We start from the raw sequence: 2974 nt of genomic DNA on the forward strand, positions 1-2974 counted from the left end.
AACCGGTGTGTGAGAATAATGTTTTGGTTATATCAGACGCTAACTGAAGAAACGGTTTGTGCTGGTATAACGCCAACAGGTGGATGGCTCGGCTCAAGGGCTGATGAAGGACGTGCCAAGCTGCGAAAAGCTCTGGGTAGGCGCAAGGAGCCAATGAACCAGAGATATCCGAATGGGAATCTTGATGCAAAGCATCGATCAGTCATGATCAGGAACGCCCCGAATTGAAACATCTTAGTAGGGGCAGGAAAAGAAATCAAATGAGATGCCGCTAGTAAAGGCGATTGAACACGGCAGAGTTCAAACTGAATCCGTTTTAGGAATAAGACGGAGATGTGGTTTATGGACGGCTGTATTTTTCCCATCTTATGGAACCAAACTTGCCTGAAACGGCAGACCGCAGAGTGTGATAGTCACGTCGGTGAACATAAAAGGAAAAAAGCCAGATCCTGAGTAGCGTGGGTCGGAAATCTCGCGTGAATAAAGGGAACACCAATCTCTAAAACTAAATACCTCTTGAGTCCGATAGCGAATTAGTAGGGTGACCGAACGCTGAAAAGTACCCCGAGAAGGGAGGTAAAAAGTGCCTGAAACCTGTTGGTTATGGAACGATATGGCGCGAAAGGATCTTTTTCGCGAAGGAAAAAGCCGCGAGGCTTGTGTACGAGCGAAACTGCCGGCGTCATATCCTACGTTTTGAAGAACGGGCCAGGGAGTTTATCTTGGTGGCGAAGGCTAATTAATCGTTTAAGAAGCCAAAGCGAAAGCAACAAGTGCGCAATCGTAAGATGAGGCACGGCGTATACAAGTGCGCGGAGTCACCGGGATAAGACCCGAAGCCGGGCGATCTAGGCGTGGACAGGTTGAAGCGTAGCGAAAGCCGCGTGGAGGACCGCAAGTGGTATTGATCTGCAAATCATTCACGTGATCCACGTCTCGGAGTGAAATGCTAATCTAGCCCGGCATCCGCTGGTTCCCTCCGAAACATGTCGCAGCATGACCTGGCTTGAGGTCGTTGGTGGAGTAGAGCACTGATTGGGGAATCCGGGGAAGAAATTCTTCGCTCCCCTGTCAAACTCCAAACCCACCCACACCGTAGATGGCCGGAGTCCGCACTGCTGGGGTAAGCTTGTAGTGCGTAAGGGAGACAACCCTGCCCATGGTTAAGGTCCCGAAGTGTCGGCTCAGTGTAAACACTAAAGGGCGTCCCAAGCCCAAAACAGCTGGAAGGTTAGCTTAGAAGCAGCTACCCTTTAAAGAGTTCGTAACAGATCACCAGTCGAGGTTTGGGGCCCCGAAAATTGACGGGGCTTAAGCCGACCACCGATACCATGGAGTACCGTAAAAGGTAATCTCGTAGGAGGGCGTTGCGTTCGGGCAGAAGCAGGGCCGTGAGGTCCTGTGGACCGTGCGCAAACGAAAATCCTGGTAATAGTAGCAGCATAGTTGGGTTAAAATCCCAACCGCCGAAGGGGCCAGGTTTCCTCGGCAATGATCATCAGCCGAGGGTTAGTCGGTCCTAAGACGTACCGTAACACGAGTACGTCGAATTGGGAAACAGGTTAATATTCCTGTACCGTTGACAAATAATCCTGACGCTTAAGGGAAGACCGGGCGGCGCTGTCGCGCCGTTTAAGCATTGAAACGAATGGAGAGCCGTCATGGCGAGAAGTTTGCGAATGTGTGATGACGAAAGCCGGTTGCACCCATGAGCCCGTGAAAAGGGTGTCAAACGACCGTACCGAGATCCGACACAGGTGCCCCTAGCTGAAAAGGCTAAGGCGTGACGGAGTAATTCAGTTTAGGGAATTCGGCAAATTAGCTCCGTAACTTCGGGAGAAGGAGTGCCTGCTGTGAAGACAGCAGGTCGCAGTGACCAGGGAGCTCCAACTGTCTAATATCAACATAGGAGATCGCAAATCCGTAAGGATGAGTACGATCTCTGAATCCTGCTCAGTGCGGGTACCTCAACCTCCGGTTCAACGGAACGAAGGGCCCGTAAACAGCGGGGGTAACTATGACCCTCTTAAGGTAGCGTAGTACCTTGTCGCTTAATTGGCGACTTGCATGAATGGATCAATGAGAGCTCTACTGTCCCAAACTGGAATCCGGTGAAGCTTACTTTCATGTGCACAGTCATGAGACTTCCGGGGGGAAGTGAAGACCCCATAGAGCTTTACTGCAGCCTGTCGCTGAATTGTGATTTCGAATGTACAGTGTAGGTAGGAGGCGTCGAAGCGGGTGCGCCAGCATCCGTGGAGCCGAAAGTGGGACACTACCCTTTTGGAATTACGATTCTAACTCTGAATCAGAGGACCCCGATAGGTGGGCAGTTTGCCTGGGGCGGGACGCCCTTGAAAAGATATCAAGGGTGCGCAATGGTTGACTCAAGTGGGTCGGAAACTCACTGAAGAGTGCAAGAGCATAAGTCAGCCTGACGTTATTTCGCACAACAAGGAATGACGAGACGAAAGTCGGTTCTAGCGAACTTTTGAGCCCGCTTGGTGCGGGCCAAAAACTACAGAAAAGTTACCTTGGGGATAATTGTGTCGTTGCCGGCAAGAGTACATATCGACCCGGCAGCTTGCTACTTCGATGTCGGTTCTTTCCATCCTGGCCGTGCAGCAGCGGCCAAGGGTGAGGTTGTTCGCCTATTAAAGGAGATCGTGAGCTGGGTTTAGACCGTCGTGAGACAGGTTGGTTACTATCTACCGGAAGTGCCCGATGTCTGAGGGTAAGTTGCTTTTAGTACGAGAGGAACAGAGCAACGGCGCCACTAGTCTACCTGTTGTCTGACAAGGCAACGCAGGGCAGCCACGCGCAAATGAATAAGAGCTGAACGCATCTAAGCTCGAAATCAAACTCAAAAAGAGACATCAATAAGGACACTCATAAAAGATGAGGTCAATAGAAACGGGATGTAAGCATCAAGGCAACGAGGTGTTAAGTCCGCGTTCACTAATTGTCCGTTCCA

The 2974-nt window shown here is 50.9% G+C and carries 1 rRNA gene; it reads left to right on the top strand.

Annotated elements, in window-relative coordinates:
* Positions 1–55: 55 nt before the first annotated feature.
* Positions 56–2974: ribosomal RNA gene (locus MsAg5_RS00005) — 23S ribosomal RNA — on the top strand; the annotation flags it as partial.

The organism is Methanolapillus africanus (assembly GCF_032714475.1).
In the GTDB taxonomy this organism is placed as follows: Archaea; Halobacteriota; Methanosarcinia; order Methanosarcinales; family Methanosarcinaceae; genus Methanolapillus; species Methanolapillus africanus.